General features: G+C 63.1%; 19 protein-coding genes and 1 pseudogene. 9 read left to right on the top strand and 11 right to left on the bottom strand.

Annotated features, from left to right (window positions below; translation table 11 throughout):
* Positions 1–23: 23 nt before the first annotated feature.
* The 6 genes from K225_RS0117975 to K225_RS0117950 all read right to left on the bottom strand — a co-directional run bounded on the left by K225_RS0117975 (position 24) and on the right by K225_RS0117950 (position 4,403).
* The gene (locus tag K225_RS0117975; RefSeq protein WP_026437657.1) at positions 24–809 is read right to left on the bottom strand and encodes a peptidylprolyl isomerase; all 786 of its coding nucleotides are present in this window, start codon (positions 807–809) and stop codon (positions 24–26) included.
* 67 nt (positions 810–876) lie between these two features.
* Entirely contained in the window at positions 877–1,152 is a 276-nt protein-coding gene (locus K225_RS0117970; RefSeq protein WP_026437656.1) for a BolA family transcriptional regulator, read from the bottom strand.
* Complete coding sequence (locus K225_RS0117965) at positions 1,149–1,703, bottom strand: septation protein A (RefSeq protein ID WP_026437655.1); 555 nt, start codon at positions 1,701–1,703, stop codon at positions 1,149–1,151. Before K225_RS0117965 ends, K225_RS0117970 begins: the two co-directional genes overlap by 4 nt.
* Positions 1,704–1,739: 36 nt before the next feature.
* Complete coding sequence (msrB, locus tag K225_RS0117960; RefSeq protein ID WP_026437654.1) at positions 1,740–2,153, bottom strand: peptide-methionine (R)-S-oxide reductase MsrB; 414 nt, start codon at positions 2,151–2,153, stop codon at positions 1,740–1,742.
* Entirely contained in the window at positions 2,150–3,634 is a 1,485-nt protein-coding gene (locus K225_RS0117955; protein WP_026437653.1) for a YdiU family protein, read from the bottom strand. Before K225_RS0117955 ends, msrB begins: the two co-directional genes overlap by 4 nt.
* Positions 3,635–3,710: 76 nt before the next feature.
* On the bottom strand, positions 3,711–4,403 hold the full coding sequence (locus K225_RS0117950; RefSeq protein ID WP_026437652.1) for a Crp/Fnr family transcriptional regulator: 693 nt from the start codon (positions 4,401–4,403) through the stop codon (positions 3,711–3,713).
* A 339-nt stretch (positions 4,404–4,742) separates the two neighbouring features.
* Between K225_RS0117950 and K225_RS0117945 the strand changes: the two genes are divergently transcribed.
* From K225_RS0117945 to K225_RS0117910, 8 genes are all read left to right on the top strand, one after another.
* Positions 4,743–6,386 carry a 3-(methylthio)propionyl-CoA ligase gene (locus K225_RS0117945; protein WP_026437651.1) on the top strand — a complete coding sequence of 548 codons (1,644 nt, stop codon included), beginning with the start codon at positions 4,743–4,745 and terminating at the stop codon, positions 6,384–6,386.
* 181 nt (positions 6,387–6,567) lie between these two features.
* Positions 6,568–7,800 (top strand): branched-chain amino acid ABC transporter substrate-binding protein, encoded by a 1,233-nt coding sequence (locus K225_RS0117940; protein WP_026437650.1) that lies wholly within the window; start codon positions 6,568–6,570, stop codon positions 7,798–7,800.
* Between the two features lie 68 nt (positions 7,801–7,868).
* Complete coding sequence (locus tag K225_RS0117935) at positions 7,869–8,822, top strand: branched-chain amino acid ABC transporter permease (RefSeq protein ID WP_026437649.1); 954 nt, start codon at positions 7,869–7,871, stop codon at positions 8,820–8,822.
* 4 nt (positions 8,823–8,826) lie between these two features.
* On the top strand, positions 8,827–10,149 hold the full coding sequence (locus K225_RS0117930) for a branched-chain amino acid ABC transporter permease (protein ID WP_026437648.1): 1,323 nt from the start codon (positions 8,827–8,829) through the stop codon (positions 10,147–10,149).
* A gap of 2 nt (positions 10,150–10,151) precedes the next feature.
* Positions 10,152–10,934, top strand: a complete 783-nt coding sequence (locus tag K225_RS0117925) for an ABC transporter ATP-binding protein (RefSeq protein WP_026437647.1) — start codon at positions 10,152–10,154, stop codon at positions 10,932–10,934.
* A 1-nt stretch (position 10,935) separates the two neighbouring features.
* The gene (locus K225_RS0117920) at positions 10,936–11,631 is read left to right on the top strand and encodes an ABC transporter ATP-binding protein (RefSeq protein WP_026437646.1); all 696 of its coding nucleotides are present in this window, start codon (positions 10,936–10,938) and stop codon (positions 11,629–11,631) included.
* Between the two features lie 208 nt (positions 11,632–11,839).
* Entirely contained in the window at positions 11,840–13,936 is a 2,097-nt protein-coding gene (locus K225_RS0117915) for a 3-hydroxyacyl-CoA dehydrogenase NAD-binding domain-containing protein (protein WP_026437645.1), read from the top strand.
* A gap of 36 nt (positions 13,937–13,972) precedes the next feature.
* Positions 13,973–15,148: an acetyl-CoA C-acyltransferase gene (locus K225_RS0117910; RefSeq protein WP_026437644.1), complete on the top strand. Its 1,176-nt coding sequence runs from the start codon at positions 13,973–13,975 to the stop codon at positions 15,146–15,148.
* 85 nt (positions 15,149–15,233) lie between these two features.
* Here K225_RS0117910 and K225_RS0117905 read toward each other — a convergent pair whose 3' ends face one another.
* From K225_RS0117905 to K225_RS0117885, 5 genes and pseudogenes are all read right to left on the bottom strand, one after another.
* Complete coding sequence (locus K225_RS0117905; protein ID WP_026437643.1) at positions 15,234–16,073, bottom strand: citryl-CoA lyase; 840 nt, start codon at positions 16,071–16,073, stop codon at positions 15,234–15,236.
* Complete coding sequence (locus tag K225_RS0117900; RefSeq protein ID WP_026437642.1) at positions 16,070–17,269, bottom strand: CaiB/BaiF CoA-transferase family protein; 1,200 nt, start codon at positions 17,267–17,269, stop codon at positions 16,070–16,072. The genes K225_RS0117905 and K225_RS0117900 overlap by 4 nt, the downstream gene beginning before the upstream one ends.
* Positions 17,270–17,279: 10 nt before the next feature.
* The gene (locus K225_RS0117895; protein WP_026437641.1) at positions 17,280–18,242 is read right to left on the bottom strand and encodes a tripartite tricarboxylate transporter substrate binding protein; all 963 of its coding nucleotides are present in this window, start codon (positions 18,240–18,242) and stop codon (positions 17,280–17,282) included.
* Between the two features lie 33 nt (positions 18,243–18,275).
* Positions 18,276–19,250 carry a tripartite tricarboxylate transporter substrate binding protein gene (locus K225_RS0117890; RefSeq protein ID WP_026437640.1) on the bottom strand — a complete coding sequence of 325 codons (975 nt, stop codon included), beginning with the start codon at positions 19,248–19,250 and terminating at the stop codon, positions 18,276–18,278.
* Between the two features lie 37 nt (positions 19,251–19,287).
* Positions 19,288–19,539: pseudogene (locus K225_RS0117885) on the bottom strand (amidohydrolase); the annotation flags it as partial.
* A 52-nt stretch (positions 19,540–19,591) separates the two neighbouring features.
* Here K225_RS0117885 and K225_RS0117880 point away from each other — a divergent pair.
* Positions 19,592–19,814 (top strand): transposase (locus K225_RS0117880; RefSeq protein WP_026437638.1); only part of this gene is annotated, 223 nt, incomplete at its 3' end.

Raw genomic sequence — 19,814 nt, 5'->3', positions numbered from 1 at the left:
GGTGAACGCGGCGACTTCCCTTTTTATTCCACCTTGGCCTTGGCGCGCAGTTCTTCCTGGAACTTAGCCAGCTTTTGCTGCTGCAGTTGCTGCGCCACCTGGGGCTTGACCTCGTCCAGCTTGGGCAACTGGGCCTGGCGCATATCGTCCAGGCGGATCACGTGCCAGCCAAACTGGCTCTTGACAGGGGTCTCGGTCATCTTGCCCTTGCTGAGCTTGATCAGGGCTTCGGTGAATTCGCTCACATAGCTGGCGGGATTGGCCCAGTCCAGATCGCCGCCCTTGGCGCCAGAGCCTGGATCCTTGGATTGCTTCTTGGCGATGTCTTCAAACTTGGCGCCTTTCTTGATGGAGGCAATGATGGCCTTGGCATCGGCTTCCTTGTCCACCAGGATGTGGCTGGCCTTGTATTCCTTGCCACTGTTGGCTGCCGCGAACTTGTCGTACTCGGCCTGGATTTCAGCGTCCGTGACGGGGTTGTTTTTCTGGAAATCGGCGAACAGTTCGCGGATCAGGATGGTCTGGCGGGCCAGTTCCATCTGTGCCTTGTAGTCTGTCGATGTCTCCAGGCCACGCTTTTGCGCTTCCTGCAGGAAGATTTCGCGGGCGATCACTTCTTCCTTGATCTGGCCTTCCACTTCAGGGGTCACAGGGCGACCGGACCGCTCCACCTGCTGGCGCAGGACTTCGGCGCGCTCTTTGGGTACGGCCTTGCCGTTCACGATGGCAATGTTCTGGGCGGAAACGGGCAGGGCCATCGTACCCAGCACGGCAGCGGCCACGAGGCCTGACAGGATCTGTTTCTTCATGCGGAATCCAAAAAATGAGAGGGTGATTGCAGGCTGAAGGCCGGCAGCTGCATAGATGGGTGCCGGTTCAGAGAACTTCAATGGCGATGGCGTGAACGCCCTGGTCAATAAATTCTTGCAGCGCATCATACACAAGGCGATGCTGCGCCACGCGGCCTTTTCCTGTAAGCAGGGGTGACGCAATGCGCACCCTGAAATGGGTTCCGAAACCCGTGCCGTTGGCGCCCGCATGGCCCGCGTGGGCGGCACTTTCGTCCAGCACTTGCACATGGGTGGGGGTGAGTTTTTCAATCAGGCGCTGCTGCATGGCCTGGGCCAGGATGGGAAGTTGGTTTGCGGTCATGCCTGTGGCCCTTTGGTGTCGTCGGTGTCCTTCATGTAGCGGCTCAGATACAGTGCCTGCGCCAGCACAAACACGAACATCAGGCCCATGCCGCCAAACAGCTTGAAGGTGACCCAGGTGTCGGTATCAAAGTGATAGGCCACCCAGAGGTTGAGCACGCCCATGACGGCAAAGAAGCCCGTCCAGCTCCAGTTCATCGTGCGCCAGGCGGACTCTGGCAGATCCATCTGGGCACCCATCAGGGACTTGAGCAAATTCTTGCGGAAGAACAGCTGGCCGCCCAGCAGCGCGCCACCCATCAGCCAGTACAGCACCGTGGGCTTCCATTTGATGAAGGTGTCGCTGTGCGAGAGCAGGGTGGCGCCGCCGAATAGCACGATCACCCCCAGGCTGAGCCATTGCATGGGTTCGACCTTGCCGTGCTTGTAATGCAGGTAGCCGATCTGCACCGCCGTGGCGGCAATGGCCACCGCCGTGGCGATGTAGATACCCCAGATCTTGAACGCCGCAAAGAACAGGAAGATGGGAAAGAAATCGATCAGTAGTTTCATGTCGCCTGAGGGTAGGGGTGATGGTCTGGGCGTGTTTCAGGGGGCGTCGGGCTCGAAATCGAGCGAGGCCGAATTCATGCAGTAGCGCAGGCCGGTTGGCGCCGGGCCGTCTTCGAAGACATGGCCCAGGTGCGCACCGCATTGTGCACACACGGTTTCGGTGCGGACCATGCCGTGGCTGTGATCGACGATTTCGGCAATGGCGCCCGGTACTGCCTGCGAGAAGCTTGGCCAGCCGCAGCCGGCATCGAACTTGGTGGCGGCATCAAACAACTTGGCCCCGCAGCAGATGCAGTGGTAGCTGCCATCGGCCCAGTGGGCCTCGTATTTGCCAGTGAAGGGGCGTTCTGTGGCCGCATGGCGCGTGACCTGCAGGGCTGCAGGTTCGGCGCCTTTTTCGCGCAGGATGGCTTGCCATTCGGCGTCGGTTTTCTGGAGAGGAAAGTTCATGATGAACAGCTGATCTCGATGGAGGACGCCCAGTCGGGCGGAAAGTCGGCCCAGGCATCGTGGCCGGGGTGTTCGTCGAACGGACGCTCCAGCAGGCGCTGCAAGGTGCGTAGCTCGGAAAAATCGCCAAGTTTCGCCGCGCGGATGGCCTGCTCGCCCAGGTGGTTGCGCAGCACGAACTTGGGGTTGGTTTTTAGCATCAAATCGGCCGATAGCTCTTTATTCATAAGCGCCAGAAGCGCTGAATAAGATAGCTCCCACCGGTCCCAACCCGCAGGGTCTGCAAACAGGTCACGCACGGGCTCGAAGTCGTTGTGCGCCACCGCCTGCGACAGGCGGCGCCAGAAGATGGTGTAGTCCACGCCGTTTTTGGCCAGCAGCAGCAAGATGCCGTCGATCAGATCGGCATCGCCGGCACCCTCCTGCACAAGGCCCAGCTTGGCGCGCATGCGGGCCATGAATTCGGTGGAGAAGACGGTTTTGTACGATACCAGGGCCGCTTGGGCCAGCTCTTGGTCGCCGATCAGCGGCAGCAGTGCCTGGGCCAGGCAAAACAGGTTCCAGTAAGCCACGTTGGGCTGGCGGTTGTAGGCGTATCGGCCCTGGGTATCGCTGTGGTTGCAGACATGGCCGGGCACGAACGCATCCAGGAACTGGAAGGGGCCGTAGTCGATCGTCAGGCCCAGGATGCTCATGTTGTCGGTGTTCATCACGCCGTGGCAAAAACCCACGGCCTGCCATTGCGCCACCATCGTTGCCGTGCGCTCGCTCACGGCCTGCAGCAAGGCTGCATAGGCGTTGCCACCCGGCTGCGGTGCAGTGCGGCAGGCCGGGTAATAGCGGTCGATCACATAGTCGGCCAGCGTGCGCAGTTCTTTTTCCATGTCGCGCGCGGCGAAATGCTCGAAATGGCCGAAGCGGATGAAGCTCTGTGCCACCCGGGTCACTACGGCGGCGGTCTCTGTCTCCTCGCGGTGCACGGGGGCGGGTGATCCGGTGACGCACAGAGCCCGCGAGCTCGGTATGCCCAGTGCATGCATGGCTTCGCTGCACAGAAACTCGCGGATGCTGGAGCGCAGCACCGCGCGCCCATCGCCCATGCGCGAGTATGGGGTGCGGCCGCTGCCCTTGAGCTGCACTTCCAGCCCACCGGTGGTTTCGCCCAGCAGGATCGCGCGCCCGTCGCCCAGTTGTCCTGCCCAGACGCCAAATTGGTGGCCGCTGTAGACACTGGCCAGCGGGCGGCTGCCGGGAGGGCAGGCATTGCCCGTGAACACCCGCAGGGCTTCGTCGGACGCCAGCCAGGCGGCGTCCAGGCCCAGCAGATCCGCCACGCCGCCGCTGGTGCCCACCCAGTATGGCTGGGGCAAAGGCGTGGGATTCAGGTGGGTAAAGAATGCCGGTCCCAGGCTCGCAAAACCGCCGCAGTCGTCCGTCAGGTCCAACGGTGGGGCGGGGGGGCAGTCGGCATGGGGGTTCATGGGGGCATTGTCTCGTAGTCGGGATGCCCCGGCGCCCGCAGGGCCTTGCGTGCGTTGGCCCGCTGCGCGCGGCTGTTCAGTTGTCGATGGTGGCTGCCAGGTAGGCGCGCAGTGCGTCGTCGTCCACCACGGCCACGCGCCCCAGGTCCAGCGTGACGATGCGCAGGGCCTCCAATGTGCGCAGCACGCGGTTGACCGTTTGGCGCGACAGCCCTGCCAGGTGCCCCAGTTCTTCCTGGGTGAGCAGGATGCGCCGCGTGCTGCGCCAGAACAAGGGGCTCAGGTACAGCGCCACGCGATGCTCGGGCGAGCGCATGCGGCCGGCTTCGATGATGGCCATGGCCTGGCCGAGCCGCATGTTGAGGTGGTTGGCCAGGTACTGGTTGAAAGCAAGGCTGGTGTCGCGCAGGACCGAGAACAGCGGCAGCGGCAGGCACAGCAGCCGTGTCTCGCGCAGCGCGACGACGTGGTAGCGGCGGGGTTCGGGCTTCATGGCCGAGCCCTCTCCGAACCACTCGCCATCGGGCACGCCCAGAAACGCAGAGTGCCGCCCGCGCGCTTCAGGGCTGTGCAGCATCACCAGGCCGCTGAGCACGGCATGCCAGCCCTGAACTGCGGTGCCCGCGGCCAGCATGGTGTCGCCCTTGTCGCCCTGCAGTGTCTGCACGGCATCGCGCACTTCTTCCTGCAGTCCCGGCGACAGGCTGTGGAACCACGGTTGGGTGGCGATGAATCGCTGGGCAGGGGGAGCGGAAAACATTGCCTGCATTGTGCCGCGTGGCGCTGGTGGCTGGCTCCGCCGGGGGGGAGGCCACGGGCGGCGCTGTCAACGAAAGGGGGGGTGAACAGAAGGATGGGAACCTGCTGGCTGCAGGGGCGGGAAAACCCGCGCCACCTGTCAGCCGCGCGACACGTGTTGGCGCCGGATACGAAACGCTGCAGACTGTCGCACGGGCCGAGAGCGGCTTGGCACCTTGCATCCACGTGCGTTTGCAACGGTGGCTGAGCCGCAGCGGCGCCGGCCTGCAGGGCACGCGGCGCAAGCCTTTGCGCGACCTTGCCACGGTAGGATAAGGATTCCAAACCACATGACTTTCAAGGAGCGCACATGCTGGGCCTGATGCAGAGCCAACCACTGCTGATTTCGTCGCTGATCGAGTTTGCCGAACGGCATCACGGCGATGCAGAAATCGTTTCACGCCGGGTCGAGGGAGACATCCATCGCTACACCTACCGCGACCTCGCATTGCGCTCCAAGCAGCTGGCCAATGTGCTGGATGGCATGGGCCTGCAGTTCAGCGACCGCGTGGCTTCGCTGGCATGGAATGGCTATCGCCACATGGAGATGTATTTTGGGGTCAGCGGCTCCGGCCGTGTGTTGCACACCATCAACCCACGCTTGCACCCCGACCAGATCGCATGGATCGTCAACCATGCGCAAGACCAGGTGCTGTGCTTTGACACTTCCTTCCTGCCGCTGGTGCAGGCCGTGCATGCGCGCTGCCCTTCGGTGAAGAAGTGGGTGGCGCTGTGCGATGCCGACAAGCTGCCCGCCGATTCGGGCATTCCGGGCCTGGTGAGCTACGAGGCATGGATAGGCGGTGCATCCAGCGATTACGCCTGGCCGGTGTTCGACGAAAACTCGGCCTCCAGCATGTGCTACACCAGCGGCACCACCGGCAACCCCAAGGCGGCGCTCTACAGCCATCGCTCCACCACGCTGCATGCCTATGCGGCGGCACTGCCCGATGTGATGGGCCTCTCGGCGCGCGACTCTGTATTGCCGGTGGTGCCGATGTTCCACGTCAATGCCTGGGGCATCCCCTATTCGGCACCGCTGACCGGCTGCAAGCTGGTGTTTCCCGGGCCGGCACTGGATGGCAAATCGGTGTACGAGCTGATCGAGGCGGAAGGCGTGACCTTCGCCGCAGGCGTGCCCACGGTCTGGCAGATGCTGCTGAACCATGTCAAGGCTGGGGGGCTGAAGTTCAGCACGCTCAACCGCACGGTGATTGGTGGCTCGGCCTGCCCACCCGCCATGATCCATGCTTTCCAGGATGAATTCGGCGTGTCGGTGCTGCATGCCTGGGGCATGACCGAGATGAGCCCGCTGGGCACGCTGTGCACGCTCAAGAACAAGCACCTCGCCCTGCCGCGCGACGGGCAGATGAAGATCCTGCAAAAGCAGGGGCGCGCCATCTACGGCGTGGACATGAAGATCGTCGACAGCGCGGGCAATGAACTGCCCTGGGACGGCAAGAGCTATGGCGACCTGCTGGTGAAGGGACCGTGGATCGTGGCCGACTATTACCGCAGCGAAGGCGGCAGCCCGCTGGTGCCCGACGCACAGGGGCGCGGTTGGTTCCCCACAGGCGATGTGGCCACCATCGACGCCGATGGCTTCATGCAGATCACCGACCGCAGCAAGGATGTGATCAAGTCCGGCGGCGAATGGATCAGCTCCATCGACATCGAGAACATCGCCATGGCGCACCCGGCCATCGCCATGGCGGCGTGCATCGGTATGCCGCACCCCAAGTGGGATGAGCGCCCGATCATCGCTGTGGCCCTGAAGCCTGGTGCCGAAGTCGGCCGCGAGGAGCTGCTGGCCTTCTATGAGGGCAAGACCGCCAAGTGGCAGGTGCCCGATGACGTGGTGTTTGTGGACGCCATTCCGATCGGTGCCACGGGCAAGATGCTCAAGGCCAAGCTGCGCGAACAGCTCAAGGACTACCGTTTGCCCGGCTTGTGAACCGCAGTGGGCGTGGCGCTCGGGGGAGCGCGCTGCCCGCGGACATGCCGGCCGCCTGCGGCATGTCGTTGGCTTTCGGTGGGCCAGTCGCCTGCGCGATAGCTGCTAGGGGCAATCCCTGAGGGGTGGCTTTGTGCAACGCGGTACGCTGCGTTCGGTTGATTCAACAGGAGACAAGACTATGAAATTTGCTATAAAAGCAGTAGCTGCATCCGTCATTCTGGCAAGCGCTGGTGGAGTGTTCGCCCAAAAGGGTGAAACGGTCAAGATCGCCTGGCTGGATCCACTCTCGGGTCTCATGGCTGCGGTGGGTACGAACCAGCTCAAGAGCTTCCAGTTTCTGGCGGAAGAGTTCAACAAGAAGAATGCAGCCGGTGTCAAATTTGAAATCATCGGCATCGACAACAAGCTGAGCCCGCAAGAAACCACCAGCGCCCTGCGCTCGGCCATGGACCAGGGTGCACGCTACGTGGTGCAGGGCAATGGTTCCGGCCCTGCGCTGGCCATCATTGATGCGCTCGAAAAACACAATGCGCGCAACCCCGGCAAGGAAGTGCTGTTCCTCAACTACGCGGCCGTGGACCCCGACCTCACCAACAGCAAGTGCAGCTACTGGCATTTCCGTCTGGATGCCGACACCTCCATGAAGATGGAAGCGTTGACCACCTACATGAAGGATCTTCCAGAAGTCAAGAAGGTCTACCTGATCAACCAGAACTACTCGCACGGCCACCAGGTTTCCAAGTTCGCCAAGGAAATGATGAAGCGCAAGCGCCCCGATGTGCAGTTCGTCGGTGACGACCTGCACCCGCTGGCCCAGGTGCGCGACTTCTCGCCCTACATCGCCAAGATCAAGGCCTCGGGCGCCGACAGCGTGATCACCGGCAACTGGGGTTCCGACCTGGCGCTGCTCATCAAGGCGGCCAACGACGCCGGCCTGAACAATGTCAACTTCTATACCTACTACGGTTCCGTGACCGGCAGCCCCACTGCCATGGGCGCCGCAGCAGCGGGCCGTGTGTACATGGCCGCATACGCCCACATGAATTTGCCGGGCCCGCTGAACCAGATCGTGGTGGACTACAAGAAGAAGTTCAACGACGACATGTACACCGGTGCCGTGTACCACGCCTTCTCCATGCTGTCCGAAGGCTTTGCCAAGGCCAAGTCGACCGATCCCGTCAAGGTGGCAGCCGTGCTCGAAGGCATGAAGTTCAAGAGCTTCAATGGCGAGGTCGAAATGCGCAAGACCGACCACCAGCTGCAGCAGGGCCTGTTCATCTCCAAGTGGGAGAAGGCAGGGGGCCAGTACCCGCTCGACTCCGAGGGCACCGGCTACACGTTCGTTCCGGTGAAGTACTACGAGCCCTATGTGGCCAGCACGCCCACCTCGTGCCAGATGAAGCGTCCGTAAATTCGGCTCCACCGCTTCGAGGCCCGACCCACTCGGGCCTTTTTTTTACCCAGCAATGAAAAATTCCAATGAATCCTGAGTTTTTCGTGATCTCCACGCTCAATGGTGTGAGCTATGGCCTGCTGCTGTTCATGCTCAGCTCCGGCCTCACCCTCATCTTCAGCATGATGGGGGTGCTCAATTTCGCGCACACCAGCTTTTACATGCTGGGGGCCTACATCGCCTACACGATTTCGAGCGTGGTGGGCTTCTGGCCCGCGCTGGTGCTGGCCCCCCTGCTGGTGGGGGCCATGGGGGCCCTGTTTGAACGCTACAGCCTGCGCCGCGTGCACAAGTTTGGCCATGTGCCAGAGTTGCTGGTGACGTTCGGGTTGTCCTATCTGATCCTGGAACTGGTGCAACTGGTGTGGGGGCGTTCCACGGTTCCCTATGGGTTGCCCACACAGTTGCAGGGGCCCCTGTTCACGCTGTATGGCACGCAGTTTCCCAGGTCGCGTTCCTTCGTGATGCTGGTGGCATTGCTGATGCTGGTGTCGGTGTGGCTGCTGCTCACCCGCACCCGCATTGGCCTGGTGATTCAGGCGGCCCTCAAGCACCCCGAGATGGTGGAGGCCCTGGGCCACAACGTGCCCCGCGTGTTCATGCTGGTGTTTGGCGGTGGCGCGGCCCTGGCGGGGCTGGCCGGGGTGATTGGCGGCAATACCTATGTCACCGAGCCCGCCATGGCGGCGTCGGTCGGCTCCATCATCTTTGTGGTGGTGGTGGTGGGCGGCATGGGCTCGCTGGCCGGGGCCTTTCTGGCCTCGCTGCTGATTGGCCTGGTGCAGACCTTTGCCGTGGCCATCGATTACTCGCTGGCATCGGCGCTGCAGGGCATGGGCGTGGCGGTGTCGGAGGCCACCTTTGGCTGGCCCTTGCTCAAGCTCACGGTCTCGCAGGTGGCACCCATCCTGCCGTACCTTTTTCTGGTTCTGATTTTGATCTTCCGCCCCAAGGGCCTGCTGGGTACCCGGGAAGACTGAGGCTATGAAGTCCACCACCACAACTGTTTCTCCGGCCACGCAATACCACCGGTTCAAGCCATGGAATGTGGGCCGCCTGGTCATCTGGAGCCTGTTTGCGCTCTTGCTCATCGTCGCGCCCATGCTGTTTCGCAGCAGCCTGGCGCTGACCATGCTTTCGCAGATCGGCTACCTCATCATCATCTGCCTGTCCTACAACATGCTGCTGGGGCAGGGCGGCATGCTGAGTTTCGGACATGCGGTGTATACCGGCCTGGGTTCGTTCATTGCCATCCATGTGATGAACCTCGCGGGCAAGGACGCGCTGCCTGTGCCGCTGGTGCTGATTCCCCTGGTGGGCGGCCTGGCCGGCATGTTCTTCGCCATCCTGCTCGGGTTCGTGACGACCAAGAAATCGGGCACCACGTTCGCCATGATCACGCTGGGTATCGGTGAACTGGTGGCCTCGATGGCGCTGATGTTCCCCGAGTTTTTTGGCGGCGAGGGCGGTATCACCACCGACCGTGTGTATGGCCAGCCCTTCCTTGGCATCACGTTCGGCCCCGCCATCCAGGTGTATTACCTGATCGCGGCGTATTGCTTTGTCTGCACCGCCGCCATGTTTGCCTTCACGGGCACGCCGCTGGGGCGCATCCTCAATGCCGTGCGCGACAACCCCGAGCGCGTCGAATTCATCGGCTACAACACCCAGCGCGTGCGCTACTTCGCCTTCATCATTGCGGGCTTCTTTGCCGGCATCGGGGGGGGGCTCGCGGCGATCAATTTCGAGATCATCACGGGGGCCGACAGCGTGAATGTGGTGCGCTCGGGCGGGTATCTGCTGTTCACCTTCCTGGGGGGGGCCACTTTCTTCTTCGGGCCCATCATCGGTGCGGTATTGCTGGTGCTGGCGTCGGTGCTGCTGTCGGAGTTGTCCAAGGCCTGGCTGCTGTACCTGGGGCTCGTCTTCCTGTTCATGGTGATGTATGCGCCCGGCGGCATCGCCAGCCTGGTCATGATGAATCTGCGCCTGGCCAGGTTTGGCAAGCTGCGCGGCCTGTGGCCCTCGTACCTGGCGCTGGGCGGCACCGCATTGGTGGCGGTGCTGGGGGCCGCAGCCATGGTGGAGATGACCTACCACCTGCAGCTCAATGCCGCCTTGGGGCCACAGCTTGATTTTCTGGGCGCCACCTTGCATGCCAACTCGGTGGGTAGCTGGTTTGGCGCAGGGTTGGTGCTCTTCACGGGGCTCGGCTTGTTTGAGCTGTGCCGGCGCCAGTTTGTGCGCCAGTGGGGCACTATCCAGGAAGAGATCGAACACGAAATCAAGCGGGGGGAGGCGCTGTGAACATGGCGACAAACGCACCTTGTGCGCTCGAACTGCGTGATCTGCGCAAGAGCTTTGGCAAGACAGAAATCATCCGTGGCGTGAACCTGGCCGTGAAGCCCGGCGAGCGGGTGGCCATCATCGGCCCCAATGGCGCGGGCAAGTCCACGCTGTTCAACCTGATCAGCGGGCGCTTTGGCCCCACCAGCGGCGAGGTGCTGCTCAATGGCCAGCGCATCGACGGCAAGGCACCCTACGAAATCAACCGCATGGGGTTGTCGCGCAGCTTTCAGATCACCAACATCTTTCCCAAGCTGAGTGTGTTTGAGAACCTGCGCTGCGGCGTGCTCTGGAGCATGGGCTACAAGTACACCTGCCTGCGATTTCTCTCGAGGCTGGACGACGCCAACGAGCGCGCCAGGCAGCTCATGGAGATGATCAAGCTCGACAAGAAGCGTGACACCCTGGCCGTGAACCTGACCTACGCCGAGCAGCGCGCCCTGGAGATCGGCGTCACCATCGCCGGCGGCGCCAATGTGATCTTGCTCGACGAGCCCACCGCCGGCATGAGCCGCAGCGAAACCACGCGCTTCATCCATCTCATCAAGGAGGTGACCGAGGGCCGCACCCTGCTCACGGTGGAGCACGACATGGGCGTGGTGTTCGGCCTGGCGGACAAGATTGCCGTGGTGGTGTATGGCGAGGTCATCGCCTTTGACACGCCCGACAAGGTGCGCGCCAATGCGCGCGTGCAAGAAGCCTACCTGGGCTCCGCCGTGGCCGATGCACAGGCGGGGGGACACTGACATGCTGAAAATCGACAACCTCCACGCCTACTACGGAAAAAGCCATGTACTCCATGGTGTTTCCTTCGATATCCAGCCCGGTGAAATCGTGGCCTTGCTGGGGCGCAATGGATCGGGCCGCTCCACCACGGCCAAGGCCGTGATGGGCCTGGTGGACTGGGAAGGCTCGGTGCAATGGAAGGGGCAGGCCCTCAAGGGCAAAAAAGCCTACGAGATTGCCCATCTGGGCATTGGCTATGTGCCCGAAAGCCGCGATGTCTTCCCCAACCTCACGGTGCACCAGAACCTGCTGCTGGGGCAAAAAGGCAAGGGCAAGGGCAGCCGGTGGTCGTTTGACGACATGTACGACATGTTCCCCCGCCTCAAGGAGCGCCGCAACATCGAGGCGGGCGTGATGTCGGGCGGCGAGCAGCAGATGCTCACCCTGTGTCGTACCCTGATGGGCGACCCCGACCTCATCATCATCGACGAACCCACCGAGGGCCTGGCTCCCAAGATCGTTGAACTGGTGGGGCAATACCTGCAGACCATCAAGTCGCGCGGCATCTCGGTGCTGCTGATCGAGCAAAAGCTCACCATTGCCATGACCATCTCCGACCGAACGCTGGTCATGGGCCATGGCAGCATCGTTTTCCAGGGAACTCCCGACACCTTGCGGGCCGACAGCTATGTCCGCAAAGAGTGGCTGGAGGTCTGACCCCGCAGCCGGCGATTCCGGAGGGCGCAGGCCTGCTGGCGCTGGCGAGGTGCTCACGGCCTTGTGCTGCGGGCCGCATTTTCTCCCATGTGGCTGGCAGATCGTCTTTTGTCCCGGGCGAGACAAACCGGCACAGTCAATGCCGGCAGAACTCTCTACAATGAAAATCGCACGATCGTTCTTTTTATAATTTCCAAGGAACAACAGCATGACCGCTGAATACAAAGTCCACGGCTCCGTTGCCGTGATCACGCTGGCCAATCCTCCCGTCAACGGGCTTGGCCTGTCGACCCGCCAGGGCATCGTGGACGGCCTGGCCCGTGCCAATGACGATGCCGCGGTGACCTCCATCGTCATCACCGGCGCGGGTGCTGCGTTTTCGGGCGGCGCCGACATCAAGGAATTCGGCACCGACAAATCTCTGCAAGAGCCCAACCTGCACTCCGTGATTGCGGCGGTCGAGAATTCGCCCAAGCCCGTGGTGGCCGCGATCCACTCGGTCTGCATGGGCGGCGGGCTGGAGCTGGCCCTGGGCTGCCACTACCGCATTGCAGCCCCCGGCTGCAGCGTGGCCCTGCCCGAAGTCAAGCTCGGCATCCTGCCCGGCGCTGGCGGCACCCAGCGCCTGCCGCGCGTGGTGGGCGTGGAAGCGGCCCTCAACATGATCGTGAGCGGCGAGCCCGTCAAGAGCGAGCTGATCGGCTCCATGCCCGGCCAGAAGCTGTTCGACAAGATGGCCGCCTCGCCCGAGGCACTGGCCGCCGACGCCCTGGCCTTCGCGCAGAGCGTGGCGGATGTGCGCCCACTGCCCCTGGTACGCAACTTGCCGTGCAAGCACCCGCAGGGCGACGCGTACTTCCAGTTCGCGCGCAACATGGTCAAGGGCATGAGCAAGAACTTCCCGGCGCCCGCCAAGTGCGTGGACGCGGTCGAAGCCGCCACCAAGAAGAAATTTGCCGATGGCCTGCTGTTCGAGCGCGAGCTGTTCATCCACCTGATGTGGACGCCCGAGTCGCGCTCGCTGCGCCACCTGTTCCTGGCCGAGCGCGCCGCGAGCAAAATCCCCGATGTACCGTCCGACACCCCCAAGCGCGAGATCCGGGCCGTGGCCGTGATCGGCGCCGGCACCATGGGCGGGGGCATTGCCATGAACTTCCTGAACGCCGGCATCCCCGTGAAGATGCTCGAGATGAAGCAGGAGGCGCTGGACCGTGGCATCGCCACCATCCGCAAGAACTACGAAGCCCAGGTCAAGAAGGGCAAGCTCAAGCAAGACAAGTACGAGCAGCGCATGGCCCTGCTGTCCACCACGCTGCGCTATGACGACCTCCAGGACGCCGACCTCGTGATCGAGGCCGTGTTCGAGGAACTGGGCGTGAAGGAAGCCGTGTTCAAGCAGCTCGACGCCGTGATGAAGCCCGGCGCCATCCTGGCTTCCAACACCTCCACGCTCGACGTCAACAAGATCGCCCATTTCACCAACCGTCCGCAGGACGTGGTGGGCCTGCACTTCTTCAGCCCCGCCAACGTGATGAAGCTGCTCGAAGTGGTGCGCGGCGACGCCACCGCCAAGGACGTGCTGGCCACCGTGATGGCCATGGCCAAGAAGATCAGGAAGACCGCTGTGGTCTCCGGCGTGTGCGATGGTTTCATCGGCAACCGCATGATCGAGCAATACGGCCGCCAGGGCGGCTTCCTGCTCGACGAAGGCTGCACGCCCGAGCAGGTGGACAAGGCGATGGAGAAATTCGGCATGGCCATGGGCCCATTCCGCATGGGCGACCTGGCCGGCAACGACATCGGCTGGGCCATCCGCAAGCGCCGCACCACCGAAAAGCCCGACATGAAGTACAGCAAGACGGCCGACTTGCTGTGCGAGAAGGGCCGCTTCGGCCAGAAGACCGGCGCCGGCTGGTACGACTACGTGCCCGGCAAGCGCGACGCCATCCCGAACGCCGAAGTGGTGAAGATGATCGAAGACCACCGCGCGTCGCTCGGCATTACCCCGCGCAAGATTTCGGACGAGGAAATCGTCCAGCGCCTGGTGTTCAGCCTGGTCAACGAGGCCGCCCACATCCTCGAAGAGGGCATTGCCAACAAGGCCAGTGACATCGACGTGGTCTACATCTTTGGTTACGGTTTCCCGGTGTACCGGGGCGGTCCGCTGAACTACGCCAATGAAGTGGGCCTGTTCAACGTGGTGCAGGCCATGAACCGCTTCGCCAAGAACCCGCTGGACGACGCCGCGTTCTGGAAGCCCGCGCCGCTGCTGGCCAAGCTGGCCGCCGAAGGCAAGACCTTCTAAAAAGCGCGCAGCCACACCATCGAACAAGGAACCAACATGACTTCCGCAGTAATCGTATCGACCGCACGCACCCCCCTGACGAAAAGCTGGAAGGGTGCCTTCAACATGACCCACGGCGCCACCCTGGGTGGCCACGTGATCGAGCACGCTATTTCCAGGGCCGGCATCGAGGCCGCCGAAGTGGACGACGTCATCATGGGCTGCGGCACCCCCGAAGGTGCCAGCGGCGCCAACATCGCCCGCCAGGCCGCCCTGCGCGCCGGCTGCCCCGTCACCGTATCGGGCATGACCATCAACCGCTTCTGCTCGTCGGGCCTGCAGACCATTGCCACCGCCGCCCAGCGCATCATCGCCAACGAAGGCGACATCTACGTGGCCGGCGGCCTGGAAACCATCTCCTGCACCGCGCAGGAAATGAACCTGCACATGCTGCAGGAAACCTGGCTCATGAAGAACAAGCCCGAGGTCTACTGGCCCATGCTGCAAACGGCCGAGCAGGTCGCCAAGCGCTACAACATCAGCCGCCAGGCCATGGACGAATATGGCGCCGCCAGCCAGCAGAAAGCTGCCGCTGCATTGGAGGCGGGCCTGTTCACCGACGAAATCGCACCCATCACCGTGACCATGGGCGTGGCGGACAAGGTCATGGGCCTCACCACCAGGCAGGTGACGGTGAGCGTGGACGAAGGCATCCGCGCCGGCACCACCTACGACGGTATCAAGGACTTGCGCTCGGCCCTGCCGGGCGGCCTGATGTCGGCTGGCAATTCGAGCCAGCTCTCGGACGGCGCCGGTGCCGTGGTCGTCATGCACGAAGACCTGGCCGCGAAGAAGGGCCTCAAGCCCCTGGGCCGTTTCCTGGGCTTTGCGGTGGCCGGTTGCGAACCCGACGAAATGGGCATCGGCCCTGTGTTCGCCATCCCCAAGGTGCTCAAGCGCCTGGGCCTCTCGATGAACGACATCGACCTGTGGGAGCTGAACGAAGCCTTCGCCGTGCAGGTGCTCTACTGCCGCGACAAGCTGGGCATCCCTGCCGACAAGCTCAACGTCAACGGCGGCGCCATCGCCGTGGGCCACCCCTTCGGCATGAGCGGCCAGCGCCTCACGGGCCACGCCCTCATCGAAGGCAAGCGCCGGGCGGCCCGCCGCGTCTGCGTGACCATGTGCATTGGCGGCGGCATGGGTGCCGCGGGCGTGTTTGAAGTGCTGTAACTGGCCACCTGCGCGATCCCTGGGCGATCGTGAACAGGCTCTGCGTGAACCTCTGTGGCGTTGGGCACGACTTTGCCAGCCCCTGTTAACGTTGAGCCGGCACCTTCCTCTTTGGCTGCCCCTGGTATGTGGGAATGAACTGGCGGGGTATCGGCCCCTTGATGCGGCCGCCTTGCTGTGTTTGTTCCCACGCGTGGGCAAGCACGCCGACCGACCTCGATAGACAGAAGAGCCCCCGCGCCAATGGCGCCGGAAAACCAAGCTCAGCGTAGATCACCGCGGTGGCCCCATCGATGTTCATGGGGATTGGCTTGCCTTTGCTCGCGCTCAGCGTTGCTTCAACGGCTCGCCCAATGCGTGCAAACCTGCCGCTCACCTCACCCTTCTTGGCTGCTTCATCGACGAGCTCCAGCAGAGGAGCACTTCTAGGGTCGACAGGGTGAAAGCGATGCCCAAAACCCGAGATGACCTTGCCATGGACTTCCACAAACGCCCGAAGCCCCGCCGCAACTGCGTCATCCTCGCTTGCGCCCGCGTCCATCCGTGCAGCGATGTCTTCATAAAGTTCCACCGCTTGTTCGCCGGCGCCCCCGTGAACATCGCCCAGGACATTGACTGCCGAGGCCATGGCGCTGTTAAGGCCAACGCCACACGTAGCTGCCATTCGTGCAATGGCAATGCTCGGAGCTTGCGGACCATGGTCGACCGCTGACATCAATGCGGACTCCAGCAGGTCGCCCTGGACGCGGGTAGGGAGTTCACCACGCGTCATCAGCCAGATCATCTGCGCCAGGCTGACTCGCTCGCGAATCAAGTCTTCGATGGGGTATCCGCGGTAGCGGATGACGCCGGGCGACATGTCGATGATGCTTGTGCGCCACCAGTCCTCGGTGGCCTTGCGTGCATCGGGTGTCGTGTCCGTCATACTGCCTTCTCCTCTTTCAGTGCCTCAATTTCCAGAGGCGAATAGCCCAGTTCCGCCAGAATTTCGTCAGAGTGCTGCCCCAGCGTCGGTGGCGCTGAGTCGACCCGAGGTGCTTGGCCATTCACCTTGAACCCTGTGCGTACCAGGCGAATGTCGCGACCGACGCCGGGCACATTGTCAAAGCTGCCCACCATGCCGCGTTCAGCCACCTGGGGGTGTTCAAGGGCCTGGCGAACCGAGTAGACAGGGCCTGCAGGCACGCCAGCCTGATTGAAAAGTGTCCACCACTCGTCCGTCGACTTCGTGGCCATGGCTTCCTCCAAGGCTGCCTTGAGTTCGAACCGGTGCTGCAGGCGAGCCTGTCGTTCGCTGAAGCGCGCGTCGGTGATGAGTTCGGATCGTCCCACGACCTGGCACACGGCCTCGAACTGCTCTTGTTTATTGGCGGCGATGTTCAGAAGTCCGTCACCGGTGCGGAAAGTTCCGGACGGGCTGGCGGTCACGTTCTCGTTGCCCATGGGCTTGGGCTCACGACCTGCAATCAGGTGATTCGAGACCGCCCATCCCATGGTCGCCATCACGGCTTCAAGCATCGAGACATCGATGAAGGTTCCGCCGCTGCGCTCCCGGTCCGCCAAGGCTGCAGCGACCGCGAATGCCGCGGTGATCCCCCCAATCGTGTCGGCGACCGGATAACCGACGCGGTATGGCGCGTTCTCCGGCGCACCGGTGATGCTCATGACGCCTGACATGCCCTGGATGATTTGGTCGTACGCCGGCAGGTCGCGAAGCGGTCCATCCTGGCCAAATCCCGAGATGGCGCAGTAGATGAGCTTGGGGTTCTCCTTCAGGAGTTCGTCGTAGCCAAGTCCCAGGCGCTTCATGACGCCAGGGCGGAAGTTCTCGACCACGACGTCGGCCGTGCGCACCAGTTTCCTGAATACGTCTTGTCCGGTCGGGTGCTTGAAGTCGATGGTGATGGAGCGCTTGCCCGGGTTCTGCGCCAGAAACGAGACGCCCATGTAGCGCTTGTTCAGCTCGGGGTCGGCGCCGAGCTGGCGCGCCAGGTCGCCGCCGTTGCGGGTCTCCACCTTGATGACGTCGGCGCCCATGTGGGCCAGCTGGTGGCAGGCGAAGGGTCCCGCCAGCACGTTGGTGAGGTCAAGGACGCGGACGCCGCGAAGCGCATTGGACATGACGCTCTCCTCAGTCGGCCTTGATGCCGGCCTGCTGGATGACGGCGCTCCAGCGCTGGATCTCGCTGTTGACCAGTTGCGTTGCCTGGGCCGGTGTATTCGCCACCACCGTCAGGCCCATCTCGGCAATCTTCTTCCTGGCCTCCGGTTGGGCAAGGGATGCGTTGAACTCCTTGTTCAGCTTGTCCACGACGACTTGCGGCGTTCCGGCCGGGGCGCCGATGCCAATCCAGTAGTCCATGTCCATCTTCGGAATGCCTGCCTCCTTGGCAGACGGCACATCGGGCAGCATGGCGTTGCGCTCGGCCCCGGTCACCATGAGGGCGCGGAGCTTGCCGCTCTTGATGTGCGGAAGCGCGGTGGGCACGGAGGTGATGAGGGCCTGGACCTGGTTGCCCATGAGGTCGGTCAGGACGGCGCCGGCGCCTTTGTAGGGGACATGCACGATGTCGACACCCGTGGTGCTCTTGAAAAGTTCGCCGGCCAGATGTGTGTTGGTGCCGTTGCCGCCAGAGCCATAGTTCAGCTTGCCCGGCTGTGCCTTGGCCAGCGTGATGAACTCCTGCACCGTCTTCGCAGGCACGGCCGGATTGATGACCAGGACATGCGGGACCTTGACCGCCGTGGCAACCTGTGTGAAGGCCTTCTTGGGGTCGAATGGAAGTGTTGGAAGCAGGCCAGCGGCGATGGCGTAGGAGAGCTCGACGGTGAGCAAGGTATTGCCATCGGGGGCAGACCGGGCGGCGGCGCCCCAGCCGACGACGCCGCCGCCACCGGTGCGGTTGTCGACAATCATCGGTGCGCCGACGCCGGGTGCGGCGAACTGCGCGATGACACGCGTCACCAAGTCGGCGCTACCACCAGGCGCGTAGGGAACAATGATGGTGACGGGCTTCTGCGCGAACGCGCAAGCACTGAAGAGGGATGCGGCGCCTGCAAGGACGATGGCTCGGCGCAAGGTGTTGAATGGCATGAAAGTCTCCGGAAGTTGTTGAGAGAGGGGTGCTCAATCGAGCTTCGCGCCCGATTCACGGACAGCGGTACCCCAGCGCGTCTGTTCGCTCTTCATGAAGGTGCCGAGCTCCGCCGGTGAGCCACCGCGTGCAACGCTGCCTTCGTCGCGCAGGCGGGCCATGACCTCCGGTCGCTTCAGTGCCGCGTTCACGGCCTCGTTCACCTTGGTGATGGCTTCAGGTGGCGTGCCGGCCGGAGCAACGAGCGCCTTCCAGTCCTCCACAACGAAACCCTGATAGCCGGACTCGGCGACGGTGGGAACATCGGGAAGCACTTCCATGCGCTTGAGCGAAGTGACGGCGATGGCGCGCAACTTGCCAGCCTTGACCATGGAGACGATGCTGGGCGGGGTGGCGAAGTAGATGTCCGTTTGACCGCCCAACAGGTCGGTGGTGGCGGGGCCGGCGCCCTTGTACGGGACGTGCATGACCTTGATGCCCGCACGGCGGGCGAACATTTCGCCGCCCACATGGCCCACGGTGCCGGTGCCGGCGGAAGCCATCGTCAGCTGCCTGCTCTGGCCCTGGGTTTTCAGCTCTTCCAGGTTCTTGATGGGAGAGTCCGCTCGGACGACCAAGACAAGTGGCTGCGAGGCCAGGAGCACGACCGGCGCAAAGTCCTTCGACGCGTCGAAAGGCATCTTTGTGTACAGCGTCGGATTGATGGCCAGGTTGGCGGTCTGCCCCGTTCCGACGGTGTAGCCGTCCTTCTTGCCTTTAGCGACGGCGTCCATGCCGATGTTCCCGCCCGCGCCCGGCTTGTTGTCGACGACGAAGGTCCACTTGCTGTCCTTCAATGTCACCTCGTTGGCCACCAGGCGCGTGAGCACATCGGTGCCACCGGCTGGCGGGAACGGTACGACAAGCTTGATGGGCTGGCTGGGGTAGGCGCTTTGCGCAGCGGTTGCAACGCTGCAGACGACAAGAGCGACAGATAGGGCCGCGCGGGCGGTGGCGAACTTGGAAATGTTCAAGGAAGTCTCCTGAGGAACTGGGGGCAGGTTCTTAGAATTGGGCGAGGCGATAGACCCGAGTCGCCGTCCCTTGGAAAAGGGCTGCGCGCTCCGGGGCCGTGGCGCGGGACGTCAGTCGCTTGAATGCGTTCCAGCACGTGACGTAGCTGTACGAACCCTTGTCGACTGGGAAATTGCTTTCAAACATGCAGCGCTCTGCCCCGAAGGCCTCGATGCACGGCTCCATCCACGGCTTCCATGCCTCGGCCAACTGCTCAGAACTTGGAGGAAGCTCGCCCTGCTCGATGAACCGCCCCGGGTTTTGAGGAGGCTCCAACCCTTGAGAAGATGGAGCCATGAAAAAGTCAGTGAAGTTCTCCCCCGAGGTCCGCGAACGGGCCGTGCGCATGGTCGAAGAGTCGCGTGCAGATCACCCGTCGCAGTGGTCGGCGATCGAATCGATTGCAGCCAAGATCGGCTGCACGCCGCAAACGCTGCTGACCTGGGTGCGTCAGCACGAGCGCGATACCGGGCAACGCGAGGGGCCGACCACGTCGGAGCTGGCGCGGCTCAAGGAGC

The organism is Acidovorax sp. JHL-9, from assembly GCF_000426205.1.
GTDB lineage: Bacteria > Pseudomonadota > Gammaproteobacteria > Burkholderiales > Burkholderiaceae_C > Acidovorax > Acidovorax soli.
Note: the sequence above shows the minus strand (reverse complement) of the source record. Positions and strands in the feature narration are given on the sequence as shown.

Bases quoted from the DNA above. Each gene is read 5' to 3' on its own strand.
- K225_RS0117930 (WP_026437648.1), top strand. From the start codon at position 8,827: ATGAAGTCCACCACCACAACTGTTTCTCCGGCCACGCAATACCACCGG.
- K225_RS0117955 (WP_026437653.1), bottom strand. From the start codon at position 3,634: ATGAACCCCCATGCCGACTGCCCCCCCGCCCCACCGTTGGACCTGACG.
- K225_RS0117905 (WP_026437643.1), bottom strand. From the start codon at position 16,073: ATGACGGACACGACACCCGATGCACGCAAGGCCACCGAGGACTGGTGG.
- K225_RS0117965 (WP_026437655.1), bottom strand. From the start codon at position 1,703: ATGAAACTACTGATCGATTTCTTTCCCATCTTCCTGTTCTTTGCGGCG.
- msrB (WP_026437654.1), bottom strand. From the start codon at position 2,153: ATGAACTTTCCTCTCCAGAAAACCGACGCCGAATGGCAAGCCATCCTG.
- K225_RS0117910 (WP_026437644.1), top strand. From the start codon at position 13,973: ATGACTTCCGCAGTAATCGTATCGACCGCACGCACCCCCCTGACGAAA.
- K225_RS0117975 (WP_026437657.1), bottom strand. From the start codon at position 809: ATGAAGAAACAGATCCTGTCAGGCCTCGTGGCCGCTGCCGTGCTGGGT.
- K225_RS0117940 (WP_026437650.1), top strand. From the start codon at position 6,568: ATGAAATTTGCTATAAAAGCAGTAGCTGCATCCGTCATTCTGGCAAGC.
- K225_RS0117945 (WP_026437651.1), top strand. From the start codon at position 4,743: ATGCTGGGCCTGATGCAGAGCCAACCACTGCTGATTTCGTCGCTGATC.
- K225_RS0117920 (WP_026437646.1), top strand. From the start codon at position 10,936: ATGCTGAAAATCGACAACCTCCACGCCTACTACGGAAAAAGCCATGTA.
- K225_RS0117925 (WP_026437647.1), top strand. From the start codon at position 10,152: ATGGCGACAAACGCACCTTGTGCGCTCGAACTGCGTGATCTGCGCAAG.
- K225_RS0117895 (WP_026437641.1), bottom strand. From the start codon at position 18,242: ATGCCATTCAACACCTTGCGCCGAGCCATCGTCCTTGCAGGCGCCGCA.
- K225_RS0117915 (WP_026437645.1), top strand. From the start codon at position 11,840: ATGACCGCTGAATACAAAGTCCACGGCTCCGTTGCCGTGATCACGCTG.
- K225_RS0117950 (WP_026437652.1), bottom strand. From the start codon at position 4,403: ATGCAGGCAATGTTTTCCGCTCCCCCTGCCCAGCGATTCATCGCCACC.
- K225_RS0117935 (WP_026437649.1), top strand. From the start codon at position 7,869: ATGAATCCTGAGTTTTTCGTGATCTCCACGCTCAATGGTGTGAGCTAT.
- K225_RS0117970 (WP_026437656.1), bottom strand. From the start codon at position 1,152: ATGACCGCAAACCAACTTCCCATCCTGGCCCAGGCCATGCAGCAGCGC.
- K225_RS0117900 (WP_026437642.1), bottom strand. From the start codon at position 17,269: ATGTCCAATGCGCTTCGCGGCGTCCGCGTCCTTGACCTCACCAACGTG.